22 protein-coding genes are annotated in these 14,949 nt (G+C 60.2%); 13 read left to right on the plus strand and 9 right to left on the minus strand.

Going from position 1 to position 14,949, the window contains the following annotated elements; all coding sequences use genetic code 11:
• Positions 1–535, minus strand: a 535-nt coding sequence (locus EN984_RS04565) for an NAD(P)-dependent oxidoreductase (protein ID WP_164765378.1), incomplete at its 3' end; no start/stop codon positions are given.
• A gap of 199 nt (positions 536–734) precedes the next feature.
• Between EN984_RS04565 and EN984_RS04570 the strand changes: the two genes are divergently transcribed.
• On the plus strand, positions 735–1,007 hold the full coding sequence (locus EN984_RS04570; RefSeq protein WP_023809470.1) for a hypothetical protein: 273 nt from the start codon (positions 735–737) through the stop codon (positions 1,005–1,007).
• 106 nt (positions 1,008–1,113) lie between these two features.
• Here the strand turns inward: EN984_RS04570 and EN984_RS04575 are convergent, their stop codons facing one another.
• Positions 1,114–1,770, minus strand: coding sequence for a response regulator (locus EN984_RS04575; protein WP_127269400.1), 657 nt, complete (start codon positions 1,768–1,770; stop codon positions 1,114–1,116).
• A 271-nt stretch (positions 1,771–2,041) separates the two neighbouring features.
• On the opposite strand from EN984_RS04575, the gene EN984_RS04580 reads away from it, so the two are divergent.
• Together EN984_RS04580 and EN984_RS04585 are read left to right on the plus strand one after the other, a co-directional pair.
• Positions 2,042–5,152 (plus strand): CheR family methyltransferase, encoded by a 3,111-nt coding sequence (locus EN984_RS04580; RefSeq protein WP_127269401.1) that lies wholly within the window; start codon positions 2,042–2,044, stop codon positions 5,150–5,152.
• Entirely contained in the window at positions 5,149–5,529 is a 381-nt protein-coding gene (locus EN984_RS04585; RefSeq protein ID WP_127272254.1) for a response regulator, read from the plus strand. Before EN984_RS04580 ends, EN984_RS04585 begins: the two co-directional genes overlap by 4 nt.
• A gap of 20 nt (positions 5,530–5,549) precedes the next feature.
• Here EN984_RS04585 and EN984_RS04590 read toward each other — a convergent pair whose 3' ends face one another.
• The 3 genes from EN984_RS04590 to EN984_RS04600 form a co-directional block, all read right to left on the minus strand.
• Positions 5,550–5,789 carry a hypothetical protein gene (locus EN984_RS04590; RefSeq protein ID WP_127272253.1) on the minus strand — a complete coding sequence of 80 codons (240 nt, stop codon included), beginning with the start codon at positions 5,787–5,789 and terminating at the stop codon, positions 5,550–5,552.
• A gap of 162 nt (positions 5,790–5,951) precedes the next feature.
• On the minus strand, positions 5,952–7,130 hold the full coding sequence (locus tag EN984_RS04595; RefSeq protein WP_127272252.1) for a zinc-dependent alcohol dehydrogenase: 1,179 nt from the start codon (positions 7,128–7,130) through the stop codon (positions 5,952–5,954).
• A gap of 48 nt (positions 7,131–7,178) precedes the next feature.
• Positions 7,179–7,964, minus strand: a complete 786-nt coding sequence (locus tag EN984_RS04600) for an SDR family NAD(P)-dependent oxidoreductase (RefSeq protein ID WP_127268249.1) — start codon at positions 7,962–7,964, stop codon at positions 7,179–7,181.
• Between the two features lie 362 nt (positions 7,965–8,326).
• Here EN984_RS04600 and EN984_RS04605 point away from each other — a divergent pair, with 362 nt between their 5' ends.
• From EN984_RS04605 to EN984_RS04640, 8 genes are all read left to right on the plus strand, one after another.
• On the plus strand, positions 8,327–8,593 hold the full coding sequence (locus tag EN984_RS04605) for a hypothetical protein (protein WP_027036323.1): 267 nt from the start codon (positions 8,327–8,329) through the stop codon (positions 8,591–8,593).
• Positions 8,590–8,808, plus strand: coding sequence for a hypothetical protein (locus EN984_RS04610; protein WP_127255009.1), 219 nt, complete (start codon positions 8,590–8,592; stop codon positions 8,806–8,808). The genes EN984_RS04605 and EN984_RS04610 overlap by 4 nt, the downstream gene beginning before the upstream one ends.
• A 4-nt stretch (positions 8,809–8,812) precedes the next feature.
• Positions 8,813–9,031 (plus strand): hypothetical protein, encoded by a 219-nt coding sequence (locus tag EN984_RS04615; protein ID WP_013533184.1) that lies wholly within the window; start codon positions 8,813–8,815, stop codon positions 9,029–9,031.
• Between the two features lie 86 nt (positions 9,032–9,117).
• On the plus strand, positions 9,118–9,345 hold the full coding sequence (locus EN984_RS04620) for a hypothetical protein (RefSeq protein WP_023809461.1): 228 nt from the start codon (positions 9,118–9,120) through the stop codon (positions 9,343–9,345).
• Positions 9,346–9,502: 157 nt separating this feature from the next.
• Positions 9,503–9,958 (plus strand): hypothetical protein, encoded by a 456-nt coding sequence (locus tag EN984_RS04625; RefSeq protein ID WP_127268250.1) that lies wholly within the window; start codon positions 9,503–9,505, stop codon positions 9,956–9,958.
• Positions 9,955–11,175, plus strand: a complete 1,221-nt coding sequence (locus EN984_RS04630) for a divalent metal cation transporter (protein WP_127268251.1) — start codon at positions 9,955–9,957, stop codon at positions 11,173–11,175. The genes EN984_RS04625 and EN984_RS04630 overlap by 4 nt, the downstream gene beginning before the upstream one ends.
• Complete coding sequence (locus tag EN984_RS04635) at positions 11,175–11,522, plus strand: hypothetical protein (protein WP_127268252.1); 348 nt, start codon at positions 11,175–11,177, stop codon at positions 11,520–11,522. The genes EN984_RS04630 and EN984_RS04635 overlap by 1 nt, the downstream gene beginning before the upstream one ends.
• Positions 11,523–11,524: 2 nt before the next feature.
• Positions 11,525–11,857 carry a hypothetical protein gene (locus EN984_RS04640; protein WP_127268253.1) on the plus strand — a complete coding sequence of 111 codons (333 nt, stop codon included), beginning with the start codon at positions 11,525–11,527 and terminating at the stop codon, positions 11,855–11,857.
• A 29-nt stretch (positions 11,858–11,886) separates the two neighbouring features.
• Here EN984_RS04640 and EN984_RS04645 read toward each other — a convergent pair whose 3' ends face one another.
• The 3 genes from EN984_RS04645 to EN984_RS04655 all read right to left on the minus strand — a co-directional run bounded on the left by EN984_RS04645 (position 11,887) and on the right by EN984_RS04655 (position 13,221).
• On the minus strand, positions 11,887–12,213 hold the full coding sequence (locus EN984_RS04645; protein ID WP_127268254.1) for a hypothetical protein: 327 nt from the start codon (positions 12,211–12,213) through the stop codon (positions 11,887–11,889).
• 69 nt (positions 12,214–12,282) lie between these two features.
• Positions 12,283–12,537 (minus strand): DUF982 domain-containing protein, encoded by a 255-nt coding sequence (locus EN984_RS04650; RefSeq protein WP_127268255.1) that lies wholly within the window; start codon positions 12,535–12,537, stop codon positions 12,283–12,285.
• Positions 12,538–12,687: 150 nt separating this feature from the next.
• The gene (locus tag EN984_RS04655) at positions 12,688–13,221 is read right to left on the minus strand and encodes a GNAT family N-acetyltransferase (RefSeq protein WP_236382701.1); all 534 of its coding nucleotides are present in this window, start codon (positions 13,219–13,221) and stop codon (positions 12,688–12,690) included.
• 133 nt (positions 13,222–13,354) lie between these two features.
• Here EN984_RS04655 and EN984_RS04660 point away from each other — a divergent pair, with 133 nt between their 5' ends.
• Positions 13,355–13,552 (plus strand): hypothetical protein, encoded by a 198-nt coding sequence (locus EN984_RS04660; RefSeq protein ID WP_127268256.1) that lies wholly within the window; start codon positions 13,355–13,357, stop codon positions 13,550–13,552.
• Between the two features lie 135 nt (positions 13,553–13,687).
• Here the strand turns inward: EN984_RS04660 and EN984_RS04665 are convergent, their stop codons facing one another.
• The gene (locus EN984_RS04665) at positions 13,688–14,206 is read right to left on the minus strand and encodes a ferritin-like domain-containing protein (RefSeq protein ID WP_127383647.1); all 519 of its coding nucleotides are present in this window, start codon (positions 14,204–14,206) and stop codon (positions 13,688–13,690) included.
• A 317-nt stretch (positions 14,207–14,523) separates the two neighbouring features.
• Between EN984_RS04665 and EN984_RS04670 the strand changes: the two genes are divergently transcribed.
• Positions 14,524–14,949, plus strand: a 426-nt coding sequence (locus EN984_RS04670; protein WP_127383648.1) for a GMC family oxidoreductase N-terminal domain-containing protein, incomplete at its 3' end; no start/stop codon positions are given.

Consider the following 14,949-nt stretch of genomic DNA (forward strand, 5'->3'; position numbering starts at 1 on the left):
AGATGGAGGCGAGATCGACCGGCTTTTCTTCGTCCGTCGGCAGCGGCGAGAGGGCGTCTCCACCTGGCGACAGCGGGTTCCATTGCCCGCTCCTGATGTCGCTCGCCTTGCGCCGAGCATTGTCGATACGCCGGCCGTCTGGCGTTGCATAGAGCCCTTCGCCATAGACGCTCATCGACGAGGCGACGACGATCCGTTCGACCGGGTGCTTGATCAATGCTTCAAGTAGCGTTGCGGTGCCGAGATCGTTGGCGCCGACATAGCGCGCGATCTCATACATCGATTGCCCGACGCCGACTTCCGCCGCCAGATGAATGACCGCGTCAACGCCATCCAGCGCATTGGCGACCGCCTCCCGGTCTCGGACATCGCCCTTGATCAGCTCGGTCCCGGCGGGAAGCGCGACGGCTTCGCCCGCATGCACCTGCTCCAGCAGCGCATCGAGGATGCGAACCGAATAATCCTGCTCGACGAGTTCCTGTGCGACATGCCGGCCGATGAAGCCGCAGCCTCCTGTAACCAATATGCGTTTCACGACGACTCCTCAGACAAGTAACCTCGGCGCCCCGAACTTTTCGGCAAAAGGTTTGTTCCCTTGCTTCAACAAAGTTCCTTTGGCGGACTTCGTTGGGAGCCGGCATCGCGATCACGGCGCGGTGCTGGAACATTGACGCCCTTGTGCTGTTAGGACGCCCGACAGCCCGCGTGTCCGCCGATGATCAAAGGAGATTTCAATGTCTCAGTCGCAAACGACCACGAACCATGACGAAATTCGCAAATGGGCCGAGGAGCGGGACGGCCGGCCGGCGGTGGTGCGCACCAAAGGCGAGGGCGGTATCCTGCGGATCGACTTCGGCGAGCCCGAGGAAGCATTCGAGCCCATCGAATGGGACGAGTTCTTCCGGATATTCGACGAGAATGATCTGGCCTTTCTGTATCAGGCCAAGACCGGTGAGGGGAAAGCCAGCCGTTTCAACAAATTCGTCGAGCGCAATCAGAAGGGCTGATGACGCAGGCCAAGCGGCCGATCTGTACGGCCAAGTTTTCGAGATGTGGTGAACAATGACGGCCCCGCGGCTTGGCACTTCAGCCTGAGAGGCCTTGGAGGTAAAACTAATGCATCAGTTTTGCGCCGCGGGTTTTCGCCATCTCTCGCATGATGCCGTTGAGCCAGTTTTCAGTGGATTGACCAAGCTGTCTGCGGTCGACATCCCGGATCGCTTGCTCGAGCGTCCTCTCGACGAGCCGATCCGATGCGTCGACGTCTCCCAGCAAAAGGCGCGCCGCAAGTCGCAGTTTGGGCAAAAGCGCGAAGACGTCGTCGGACGGGTCCGGTACGGAGGTCGCCCGTCCCGATGCCTGCGGGGGAAAGAGTGCGTTGAACACGGCCTGGCTGCCCGAGGATTTCCGCAAATTGCTGGCGTAGCGGAGATGATCGGGAATGGCGATGTCGTCATCGCCACTGAAGAACACGAAGGGGACACCCCGGCGCATCAACTCATCGGCGATTGGAAACACGCGTCGGCCATTGAGATTGACGTCGAGAATTGCAGCTTCGGCCGTCCCGGTGTGTTTGGAAGCCTGTTCGACAGTTGCAGCGGGACCAAGGATTATGGCGCCCATATTGCTGAAAAACCGCGCAAGATCTCCCGCCATCGTCCATTCGTCTTCGACTATCAGAATATGCAGCCCCCGCAGGTCGCGCACGTCGTCATCCTTTCTTGGAACGGAGGTTAGAATGCAGCGGATTTGCTTTCCGAATTCTGTCATCCAAGGCCGCCTGCAACCGTTTCGCAAGCGTCAGCATGCGATCCGGGACGGGCCCCGCATGGGAAGCTTCGAGCGATCCAGGCGCTCCTGATACCACCGGCGTCGGGAGTTTTATGTCAGCAGATCGTTTTGCCATTGAACCACCATTGATATCGGGTTCAACGTCATCTCTGACGTCTTGTTCCATCCGTCTTGCGCGCTATATGGTTGTGTCCTGTTCGATCCGGCCTTGAGGAGACTTCATGTCGGGTCGGCGAAAGGGGGACATGCCGTGACTGCCCGATCGACTAGATTTCCCATCGTGGGCATAGGCGCGTCCGCGGGCGGCATTCCCGCGATGGAGGGCCTTTTCAAGGGCGTGACCGGCCAGCCCGGCATGGCGTTCGTCATCATCACGCATCTCAGCCCCAACAGGGAGAGTCTGTTGCATGAGGTTGTCAGCCGCTACACCGAGATGCCTGTTTCGGTGGTCGAGGATGGCACGGTGGTTCAACCTGACCACGTCTATGTGATGCCGCAAAACGTGACATTGGCCATTGAATCGGGGGTGCTGCACCTGCGTCGGCCCAATGGGCTTACCCAGGAGCGCAAGCCCATCGATATCTTCTTCAGCGCACTGGGTGAAGACCAGGGCGAATATGCCGTCGGCGTTATCCTGTCGGGCGGTGATTCCGATGGAACCCTGGGCGCCAAGGCCATCAAGGAGCGGGGCGGGTTTATCGTCGCGCAAGCGCCGGACGGCTACGGGCCGCGCAATCCCGACATGCCGCAGAGCGCTATTGCCAGTGGGCTCGTCGATGTCGCAGTGACTGCCGAGGAGATCGGGGCGAAGCTGGAGGCTTTCGCCCGCGGCTTCGACACGCTGGACGGGTTGGCGGAAGACGATGGCGATGAAACGCCCGACATCGACAAGGTGCGAGAACAAATCTACGCCATTCTGCGCAGCCACTCCGGCCATGACTTCTCGGGCTATAAGACCAAGACGTTCCTGCGCCGCGTGAAGCGACGCATGCAGATCGCCCAGGTCCATTCCATCAGCGGCTATATAGACTGGCTGAAGAAGGATGCTCGCGAGGTGATGAACCTTTTTCGCGATCTGCTGATCAACGTCACCAACTTCTTTCGCGACCCCGATGCCTTCGAGTTGCTCGGGCGAAAGATCATACCGCAGCTGTTCGAGGGCAAGACCGCCAGCGACACCGTCAGGGTCTGGGTTCCGGGATGCGCCACGGGCGAGGAGGTGTTCTCCATCGGCATCCTGCTGCGCGAACACATGGAGACGCTTACGGTCGTTCCGCGCGTCCAGATATTCGCCACCGACATAGACGAGCCGGCGCTGGCGGTGGCGCGGGCGGCACGCTATCCGGAAGCCTTGCTGCAAGGTCTTTCTCCTGAACGCAAGCAGCGGTTTTTCAACGGTGATGGCGAGAGCTATGTCCTCAGCAATGAGGTGCGCGAACTGTGCATCTTCTCGCCGCACAGCGTCATTCGCGATCCACCCTTCTCGCGCATGGATCTGGTCTCCTGCCGCAATCTGCTGATCTATTTCGGCCCGACCATCCAAAATCGCGTCATCCCTGTCTTCCATTATGCGCTGAAGCCCGGCGGATACCTTTTCCTCGGCACCTCCGAAAGCGTCGGGCAGCACGACGATCTGTTCGCCACCGTCGACAAGAAGCATCGCATCTTCCAGGCGCGGGAGCATGCCTCACCGCACATCAGACTGCCGGCCCTGATCGGAGAAAGCCATTCCAGCGTCTTCCCATCCGAAAGTGCCGGCTCGAAGAAGGGACTTGTCGGCTATCCCCTGCGGCAGGCGGTCGAGGCGCAGGTGCTGGAACGGTTCGCGCCGCCGCATGTCCTGGTCAACGCCGAGGGCGATGTCGTCTATTATTCGGCCAGGACCGGCAGATATCTCGAAGCGCCACAAGGGATTCCCAGCCGGCAGTTGCTGACGATGGCAAGGCGTGGGTTGCGGCTGGACCTCCGCGCCGCACTGCGCGAAGCGACGACCACGCGCCGCACAGTGGTGCGGGAAAACCTCACCGTGGAGGAAGACGACGAGCGGGTCCAGCCGATCAGGCTGACGATCGAGCCGCTCGCCGAACGCGGCAATGGCGAGCCGCTCTACCTTGTCCTTTTCGAGCCGTCGGGGCCGACCCAGGCCCGGTCCAACGAAGATGGCGGCAGTCGTGACAGTGACAGCACCGCCGATCTCGAGCGGGAACTGCGCGATACCAGAGAGCGCCTGCAATCGACGATCGAGGAGTACGAGACCGCGCTGGAGGAGGTGAAATCGTCGAACGAGGAACTCGTCTCCGTCAATGAGGAGGCGCAATCCACCAACGAGGAACTCGAAGCCTCGAAGGAAGAGATGCAGTCGCTCAACGAGGAGCTCAACACGATCAATGCCGAGTTGACGGCCAAGATAGAAGAGCTCGACCACGCCAACGGCGATCTGCGCAACCTGTTCGAAAGCACCGACATCGCGACTATTTTCCTCGACCGCAGCCTTGTGGTCCGCACTTTCACGCCGGCGGCGTCATCTTTCTTCAGCCTGCGCCCCTCCGATGTCGGCCGGCCGCTGACGGATCTGTCGAGCCAACTCGACTATCCCGAGTTGAAGCAGCACATCGACAAGGTGTTCGAGACGGGCGAGATCCTGAATCACCATCTGGCACGCGATGCCAGGGGCCTGTTCCACATGGTCCGCATCAATCCCTATCGCGACAAGGGCAACAGGATCCAGGGCGTGGTGGTGACACTTGTCGATGTCACCACGCTGGCACAGGCGGAAGAGCATCAGCAGGTGCTCATCTCGGAACTCAACCACCGGGTCAAGAACATGCTTGCGGTGATCGCCAGCATTGCAAGCCGCACGCGGGAAAGTTCTGATACGAAGGAGGAGTTCGCGGACGCGCTGATCGGTCGCCTGCATGCCATGTCGCGGGCCTACGGCCTGCTGACCCGGGAGAGATGGAAGGAAGCCTCGGTCAGGGAATTGCTCCAGCAGGAGCTCGAACCATTCGGCATCGAGCGGATCGAACTCGATGGCGAGGATGTCAAACTAGGTCCGCAACAGGGGCTTTCCCTGAGTATGGCCATTCATGAACTGGCCACCAACGCGGCCAAATACGGCGCTTTGTCAAAAACCGATGGCAAGGTCAGTGTGCAATGGTCGATCGAGGACGACAGTTTCACATTTGGCTGGCGAGAAAAGGACGGCCCTCTTGTAAAGGCGCCGTTGGACAACGGCTTTGGCCTGACCCTATTGCAGGGAGAAATCGGTTACAGGCTCGGCGGCCACGTCGAAACCGCGTTCCACAAGGACGGCCTCAGCGTCCAGATCGCGTTTCCGGCAAACCACAAGGAGGCGCCGTGAGCGACGACAAGCCGCGCGTTCTGGTGGTCGAGGACGAATGGCTGATCGCCGAAGACATCGCGTCACGCCTGCGTGCGGCGGGTTATCCGGTGATCGGCCCGGTCTCGTCGGCCGCCGCGGCTCGTCAGCTTATCGATGCAGGCAAAGCCGACGTGGCGCTGCTGGACATTCAATTGAACGGCGAAACAAGTCTGCCCGTGGCCGAAACATTGCTGGCTCGCGGCATCCCCTTCGCCTTCATGACCGGATTTGGGCCGCGCGACGTTCCCACACCCTTCCGAAACTGCAAATTCGTGCCGAAGCCGGCAGGCGACGCTGCACTTCTCAACACCCTGGCCGACCTGGCATCGCTTCGTCCCGACAAACACTCGCTGTGATTTCAAGAGGCCGGTTTCGATCAGTCCAGGGGCTTGTCCGTCGGCCGAGGCGTGGTGCTCGCCTGACGCGGCCGCCCGGCGTTGCGATTGGCAACCGGATTGTCCAGCGGCGCGGTCGACGGCCGGGATGTGCCTGCGGTTTTCGGCGTCTCCGGCTTGCCACCGGCATCGGTGCCATTGGCATCCCGCTTTGGGTGCGGCAGACTATCGGCGTTCGGAGACCGGACGCTAGGTTTGGATGTGGAATTCTCATTGGTCATGCAACACCTTCCTTTGCAGCCGGTGGGGCACGGCGGTCTCGCCGCCGTGAATTCTGCAGGTCAACCGCTGCCGCGATCGAAGGTTCCAGATCGCCAACGGGTCCGTTGCGGTTCACGGCAGCGAACTTGCTCAGGGCAGACCTGGTGCGAGAACCCGACGTCTCAGCCATGCGGTCGCATTACCACCTTGATGCAGCCATCCTGCTTGTCACGGAACGTCTTGTAGAGGTCCGGTCCCGCTTCGAGGTCTGCCCGGTGCGTGATCACGAAGGAGGGATCAATGTCGCCCTTCTGCACCATGGCGAGGAGCGGTTCGAGATAGCGTTGCGTGTGCGTCTGACCCATCCGGAAGGTCAGTCCTTTGTTCATGGCGGCGCCGAACGGAATATGATCGACGAGGCCGATATAGACGCCGGGCACCGAGATGGTGCCGCCTTTGCGGCAGGAGTAGATTGCTTCGCGCAATACATGCGGCCTATCGGTGCCGAGATAGACGGCAGCCTTGACCTTGTCGAGCATGGAGTCGGCACTGGCGGCGGGATCCGACTCGGTCCCGACACAGTCTATGCAGCGATCCGGACCGCGGCCATCGGTCATCGCCATCAAAGCGTCGTAGATATCGGAATTGCTGAAGTCGAGCGTCTCGGCCTTGCCGTGCTCGCGAGCCATCGCCAGCCGCTCCGGCACCTTGTCTATGGCAATGACGCGGCCGGCGCCGAGCATCCATGCGCTCTGGATGGCGAACTGACCAACCGGACCGCAACCCCAGATGGCGACGGTTTCGCCTGGCTCGATGCCGGCGTTTTCAGCTGCCATATAGCCGGTTGGAAAGATGTCGGAGAGGAACAGCACCTGTTCGTCGTCCATTCCCTCGGGCACCTTTATCGGACCGACGTCGGCGAAAGGAACGCGCAGATATTCGGCTTGCCCTCCCCAATAGCCGCCCACCAGATGCGAATAGCCGAACAGGCCAGCCGGGGATTGTCCCATCACTTCGGCAGCCTGTTTGGCATTGGGATTGGACCTGTCGCAAAGCGAGAACAGCCCCTTCTGGCAAAACCAGCACTCGCCGCATGAGATGTTGAAAGGCACCACGATGCGGTCGCCCTTTCTGAACTTCGAATGGCCGCTGCCGACTTCCACGACCTCGCCCATCGTCTCGTGTCCGAGCACATCGCCCGATTTCATCGTCGGCATATATCCGTTCATCAGATGCAAGTCCGAGCCGCATATGGCGCAACAGGTGACTTTGATGATGACGTCGCGATCATCCTCGATGGCCGGATCAGCCACCTGGTCGCATCGAATGTCGCCTTTGCCGTGCCATGTGAGCGCTTTCATGATGGTGCTCCTGCTTGGAGATTTTTTGGTTTGCTTGAAGGCCGAAGGTCAGTCTTTGGACGCTGAACCCGGCTCGGCCATCTTGCGATGCTGTTCGGCCAGCGTGCCTGCCGGCGTCACATGCGCTGCGGCGACCTGCAGCTTGTTCTTCCAACCGCTGATGATTTGTTCCTCACCGTCCATCATCGCCTCGTAGCCTGCTTTGGCGACATCGGCGGGATTGTCCTTCTCATCGGTGCCGACCTTGGTATCCATCATTTCGGCGCGTTCGAAGAACCGCGTCTGCGTTGCCCCGGGCATCAGCACGGTGACTGTGACCCCTGTGTCCTGCAACTCATGACGCAGTGCGATCGAGAAGGAATCGATGAATGCCTTGGTGCCGTTGTAGACCGCCTGGAAAGTGCCGGGCATGAAACCAGCGATCGATCCTGTGAAGAGGATGCGGCCTCGGCCGCGGCGTGCCATCCTGGCTCCGAGTTGATGCGCGAGATAGACGGTCCCGGTGATGTTGGTGTCGATGATGCGGCGGATTTTTTTCCAATCCTGATCGACGAAACCACGGCCGAGTCCACGTCCGGCGTTCAGGAACAACAGGTCGACATCGCGATCGCCGATCCCGGCGATCAAACGATCGACACCCTCCTCGGTCGCCAGATCGGCCTCGATGGCTTCGACGGTCACATCATGCGAACCGAGCGCCGCGGCAGCCTGCTGGATCGCGGGCTCGTCGGCGGCTATGATCAGGTGGTAGCCGTCCTTGGCGCACAGTTTGGCGAGTTCCTTGCCGATGCCGCTTGAGGCGCCCGTCACCACGGCCAACTTTTCATTCGTCATCACGTCCTCCGAACTTCGCTTCGGCCGAACCACTGTCGGGGCTGATTGTTCCGTGCGGGATGATGCGCGGCTGTATGCGGGCCGTGACAACGATTTGTCCTTGAGTTCATCCAAGCCATGAACAGCGGCGCGTGGAGAGGTGGAACAACTTAGGTCTACTTAGGTCTACGCGAGTTCGACATCCGTGCAGCGTCGTTGCTCCCCTTGTTTGATGCTGCACGATCGGGTCCCCCTCAGCCTGATCCAGCCCGCGCGTCCCTGCTCGGGAAGCGCGGGCTTTCCCGTGAGTTCGGCTGCCATGTTTTTAAGTTCTGGTGGGAACAATGTACCCGTTTGGCAGTTCGGCGCGCAGGAGGAACAGAATGCAATACGCCGAAGAAATCGCGCTCAGGCGCGTAAAGATGCTGGTCGAACAATATGTCGTCGCCAGGAGCAGGAGATATGATTTCGTCTCGACGGAACTTGCCTGCAAGGCCATTCGCCAGGTCGTACGAAGCCCGATCGAAGACGCCGAACTGGACCATTTGCTGGCTAGAAGCGCGGTCAAACAAGGGCTCTCGGTGCGGTTCGACCGGATAGGTCATTGGCAGGCGGCTTCGCCCGGACTCAGCCAGGAGAAATCAGCATGAGGGCAGTGCTTTTGATGTCGGCGGCATTGCTCGCCTTGGCGGGGTGCAACGACAATGCCGATCCAGCCAAGTCCAAGACGGATACTACGAACAGCCAGCCGGTCGACAAGAATCCCACGACGGACACCAACCCAACACCGCAGACCAGCACCGGCGGCGACCAGCAAGGTACGCAGCCAACCCAGCCGGCATCTCCCAAGCCAAGTGGTGGCTAGGCCTATGGAGCGACGCAACGCAATAATCTCGCTGGTGATAGCGGCGGTCATCATTGTTGGTTTCGTCGTGGGCTTTTTCTACGTCGATATGGGCTGGCAGACCTCGCCGCTGAAACGCGCGCCGGAGCAGAACCAGGGCGGCAATGCCCCCGCGGATACCGCCCCGGCTGCCGGCGTCCAGAAAAATCCTAGGGAAAACACGGAAATGCCGGGGCAGCAGTGATCGACGGCCGGCAGCAACAGGCGAGGCGACGTCGCGGTGACGGTGCCGAAGTGAGTTCGATACAGCACGGATCTGGAGTGTGGATGATGGGCATCCTTTCCGACCTCGACAAGAAACTGACGGACAATATGTACGAGCATGGCAGCGAATTCACCGATGCGGTTTCGGATCTGCCCGAAGCAGTCGTTGAAGCGGTCGAACGGCTGATGTTTTTCATCCAGCCCGACGCGCGCGACACAGTCAGAACTCAGGTTCTCGGCCTCATTCACGAATACAGAATCCAAGACGCTCCGAACGGGGATCGCCCCGCCTGACCTTCAGCTTACGCTGATGCGGCAATTGAAACCGATCGGGACCTGGCTCGCCGCCGCGTGCTCCGGATCGGCGGGCGCGGTCGTTGACGGACCCGACGAGTGCTCTAGATCAGATTTACGCCGGCCACGGTTTTGTTGGGTCGGGGGAGACTATTCGGTGGCGCACGAGACGCCTGATTTGATCGTTAGACGCCGCTATCTCAGGCTCGAGTGCTTGTGCTTGCTGTTGATGATGTTGTCGGCATGCTCATCTTCCGATCAGATCGAGCAGCAATCACGAACAGCGGCCTCCGCATCGCAGACTGTATTGATGGCGCTGGACGCCTGGGCGGCAGGGGCGGCGCCGACCGCATACACGGCGGGTACGCTGCAATCGATCGGCAAGACGCTTGCCGATGCCGGGGAGCAAATCCGGTCCGCCGAAACCAGTGAACCCGCCGAGCAAGCTTCGCTGACGAAGGCAGTCAACGATTTGTCGGTCGCGGTGGCGCGTGCAGAGGCCGGATTGCAGGCGGGCGACCGGCCGGAAGTCCAAGATGCGCAACAGGATATACGGCTGGCGTCGCGTTCGCTCGCTACCGCCTACGCCAAATACTTCGCGCCAAAGCCATGAAGAAGCTCATGGAAATATCCCTCGGCGTCGTCACCAGCGTCGGCGGCTTCCTCGAAGTTGGGTCCATGGCGACAGCGGCGCAGGCAGGCGCGATGTTTGGCTTCCAGTTGATCTGGGCGGTGGTGCTCGGCACCATCTGCATCATCTTCCTTGTCGAAATGTCCGGCCGGTTCGCGGCCGTGAGCCATCACACGATCTCCGACGGCATCCGCGAGAGATTCGGCTTCAACGTCTTTCTATGGCCGTTGCTTGCCGCCCTGCTGGTCAATTTCCTGGTGCTGTCCGCCGAGATCGGCGGCGTCGCCATTGCACTCGAATTTGCCACCGGCATAGGCTTCCAGTGGTGGGCACTGCCGGTGGCTTTGCTGGCGTGGCTGCTGCTTTGGAAAGGCACGTTCGGCTTCATCGAGAAGGGCGTATCTATTCTCGGTCTGGTGACGCTGTGTTTCGTCGTCGGAGCGGTGATGCTGAGACCCGATTGGACGGCAGTCGCAAGGGGCGCCGTGCCTTCGCTGCCGGTCCACGATGCCGCCAATTACTGGTTCATGGCGGTCAGCATTCTCGGCGCCTCGATATCGCCCTACCTCTTCATGTTCTATTCCTCGGGGGCCATCGAGGACCGGTGGGACAAAAGCTATCTCGGAGCCAACCGGGCCATAGCGGGGTTGGGCATGACTTTCGGGGGGACCATCTCGATCGGCGTGTTGATCGTGGCCGCTCTCGTGCTCGCCACGCATGGCGTCACCCAAGTGGATGACTATCACCAGTTGCCGTTGATGCTGATACCTATATTCGGCTTCTGGGGCTTCGTGCTGTTTGTTGCCTCCCTCGCCATTGCCTGCTTCGGCGCCGCACTAGAGGTCGGGTTGCAACAGGCCTATCTTGTGGCCCAGGGTTTCGGCTGGAATTGGGGCGAGGATCGCAAGCCGCGCGACGATCCGGGTTTCAGCGCCACCTACACGATATCATTGCTTTTGGCGGCTATTCCCATCGCGCTTGGTCTCGATCCGCTGAGGCTCACCATCTTCTCCATGGCGCTGACGGCAGCCAGCCTGCCGCTGACGGTCGTCCCATTTCTGTTTCTGCTGAACGACAAACGTTATGTCGGCGAGCATCGCAATGGCATTTTGTCGAATGCCGCCGTCATCTTCATCATCGCGCTCGGCTTCGTACTGGCGGTGGTGACCATCCCGCTGCAGATATTCGGAGGCACATGATGAAGTTGCTGCGTGATCTCCTCGACAAGCAGGTGGTCGACCGCGAGCAGATCAAGATCGGCAAGGTCGACGGGCTGGTGGCGGAGTTACGGCCTGGCAAGCCGCCTCGGATCATTGCCATCGAGCTCGGCTCCATCACCCTGGCACGTCGCCTCGGCGCACGGCCTGGGCGGTGGATGGCGCGGCTCGCGGTCAAGCAGCATGGCGAGCCCCATCGGATCGCCTGGCACAAGGTAAAAGATATCGGCATCGATATCGAGTTCGACATCGATGTGCGAGAAACGTCGATCTTCGCCTGGCAGGACTGGTTGCGCGACCATGTCATCGGGCGCATTCCGGGAGCTTGATGATGACCACCGTCAATCTTGAGCATCTGGCTGGGCGACGCGTACTCTCGCAGCGCGGCAAGAATGTCGGCTATATCGAGGAGATCCACGCCGAACGGGATGGTGACGATTTCGTCGTCACCGAAATCCATGTCGGGGTCTACGCCGCTTTCGAGCGCCTCTCGGCCTCGGCCATAGGCGTGGCAGTGCTGGATCTTTTCCGATTGCGCCGCCGCGGCGGTCTATATCGCATCCCTTGGAACAAGCTCGACATTTCCGATCCCGCGCGACCGCGGCTGCTGTGCCCAATGACCGAACTCTCGGGCATGAAGGGCGCACCAGACCTCCAGGAATAGGTCGTGGTGCCGCATCGTCGGGATCATTCTCAGCGCAGCATGCCTGCCGTCAGGAAAACCACGGCTGCTATCAAAACGACAGCTGCAATTACCAACACCGGCCAGTTGCCGCCGGGCCGCAGTTCCGGCTCGCCTTCGACCGGGCGCATGGCATTGGCAAAGCTGGCATCGTTTTCGAATTTTGGGCGAGTGCGCGGCGGACTTGTCCCAGCGACCGAATTTTGCGTGTCCGCGGCCTCGGCGTCTGTCTCAAGCGGGGCAATGGCGGGATCGAACCCCGGCGTTTTGTCCTGCGTTGCTCCTGCCTGAACTTCGCTTCTGGCCGCGGCAGGCGTGGGACTTGAAACCTTGATCATGATTTCTCCCTTTCGAACCAATCTCGGCAGAGTCGCACTTGCAGGCACCGGCGAGGCGACCCACCACGGTCAGACTTGCTCGCTCAGCAGAATCTTGGCGTCCTTGGCCGCAACGATGAACGCCTGTCGTGCGGTCCTTGTAGGCTTTTCGCCTCGCATGACGGCAAGGCACGCTCTGATCGCGGCAAGACGCCTCTCGGATGTCGGCTTTGGCCAGTCCCGCAGCAGCACTTCGGCTGCGTCCGACACCGAAACCACAACCCTGTCGCGGTCTATCCGGCCAGGTTGAATGATAATCGGCTTTCTGAAATGTCCAGTACGCACATGCCTCTCCAGCGGGATGCACTCTATTCGACACGTCGCTGCAAGACTGCGCGTCGCGACGCGTTTAACTCCGCACTCGTCGATTTGTTCCAGAGCATCTGGCGTTTGAAACAACTAGCCGATGGCCATCCGTGCGCCCTGTCCCAAGACTTACAGCAGATCTTTCCGAAGGAAGACTCGGGCATGTCCAGGGATCCCGAATTCGACTTTGCCGAATTCCTCGAACCCGTGCTGCATGTAGAATAGCGGCGCCTGGAAACTGCTCGTCTCCACGACGGCCTTCTTGCAGCCCCGCCGGATGGCTTCTTCCTCGATCGTCGTGAGAAGTTGTGAGCCAAAGGATTGGCCACGCAACTGCTCAGGCAGGAAGAACATGTCGAGAAACAGGAGCCCAAGCTCCGTCCTGCCCCAAAGCCCGCCCCAGGTCTTTCCTGACTGGTCGCGAAGCTCCGCTCCGATATCAGCTCGGTCGTCGATCCCGGTCTGTGCGATGTTGTATTGATAGAGCGCTGCGGCGGCCTGCGCTCTTTCATCGTCGCTATAGGTCAAAGTGGTTGTAAATCTCTCGGATCGGAATGACATGCATTTTTCCTCCTGGTGGGCACAGGCATGAGATCCGCCGGCAACGTCGGTCACGGCCAAGATGAACTCGTTGCCAACGCCAGAAATAAATCCGGCATCCATCTCGGGCGCCTTCGAACGCCGTGGGCTTTGTCTGATGGTTTTCACAAAATATTACGTGAGGGAACGTTCGCGCCTGACTCGTCTTAGGCAATCGAGGCGGTTGTCGCCTCGCCGATTGTGAAGGAGAAGAACAATGCCTAATCAAGGTGGTAGCCACGAACAGCACGTGAAGGCAGGCCAGCAGAGCCACAAGAACGCCGACAACAAAAACCGTCAGCAACAGCAGGCCTCTGGTGGTGGTCAACGGCAGCAGGGCGATGGATCCGGCATGCGTGGTGGAACCCACGAACAGCATGTGAAAGCTGGCGAACAAAGCCACAAAAACCGCTGATCGCGTGTGATTTCAGCAGACCCACCCCGAAGTATCGGGGTGGGTCTGATTGCATCTGAAGGGTACCGACGAAGAGGGCGCGAGGCCGGGTCGCGAAGTCGCCCGGCGGCTTGGCGCCGGGGCGACGACGCCCAGTCAGGCAGCTTGCTGCAGGGCGCGCTCATTGACACCGCCTTCGCCCAGCCCGGAAAGCGCTTCGTCCGTCGCGACCTCCTCTTTCAATGTCTCGTTGAGGAGCTTGACCACGTCGCTCTTGCCAAGCTGTTCAGCCCACGCGACCAACGTGCCATAGCGCGCGATTTCATAGTGCTCGACGGCCTGTGCCGCGCCGACCAGTCCTGCATCCAGCGCCGGGTCACCCTTGTATTCGTCGAGAATTTCCGACCCTTCCTCAAGAATGCCGTCGATCGCCGGACAGGTCTTGCCGCGGGCCGGTTTGTCCATAAGTTCGAACACTTGCTCGAGCCGATCGACCTGGCCTTCGGTTTCCATGCGATGTTTCTCAAAGGCCGCGGCCACCTCCTCGGATTCGGCGCCCTTTGCCATCTTCGGCAAGGCTTTGAGTATCTTCTTTTCAGCGTAGAAAATGTCCTTCAGCCCATCGAGGAACAAAGCCTCCAGTCCTTTTGTCGTCGCTCTTTTTGCAGTCGCCATGATTTGTCTCCCTTGGATTGTCATGAAAGCTCACCGGCGGTGTAGCCATGGACTAACTTTCCATGGAAGCAGTTGTTCCCTGGGCGCGACTCGGAAGGGGCAGCACGCCATATGGAGTAGATGGGAGTTCATATACGAAATCATATTTACATATAAAACAAATCATGATGATCTTGCAGTCGTGCAGCGCGGCTAAGGTGGTTGGTTCCGGCGTACATCGCTGAGCCTGAATGCCAGCAGATGATCGTGCCCAAATGAAATCAACATGATGTCGCGGTCGAGTCAGCCGTGCATTGATCGGATGTAGGGAGTGCGGCATGCCCTTTGATGTCATCGTTATCGGAGCCGGCGCAGCCGGAGCTGTTCTTGCTGCCCGGCTAACCGAAGATGCTGCCACGAACGTGCTTTTGCTGGAAGCGGGGCCGGACTACCGGAGCGGCGAGCAACCTGCCGAGATGGCGAGCCCAAATCCCTTCAACCTGCTGCTTCCCGACCATTTTCAGCAACAATACATGTATCCCGACCTGATGGCTCGTCGCACGAAGCGGCAGGAACACCGGGTCTACTGGCGCGGCAAGGGGCTTGGCGGTTCGACGGCCGTCAATGGGCAGATTGCCATTCGCGGTGTGCTCCATGCATTCGACCGCTGGGAGGAAATCGGATGCAAGGGCTGGTCGGGAGCCGACGTGCTGCCCTTCTTCTGCCGCCTGGAGGATGACCCGATCGCGGCCAATTTTCACGGC

Origin of the sequence: Mesorhizobium sp. M7A.F.Ca.CA.004.12.1.1 (genome assembly GCF_003997835.1) — a bacterium.
Lineage (GTDB): Bacteria > Pseudomonadota > Alphaproteobacteria > Rhizobiales > Rhizobiaceae > Mesorhizobium.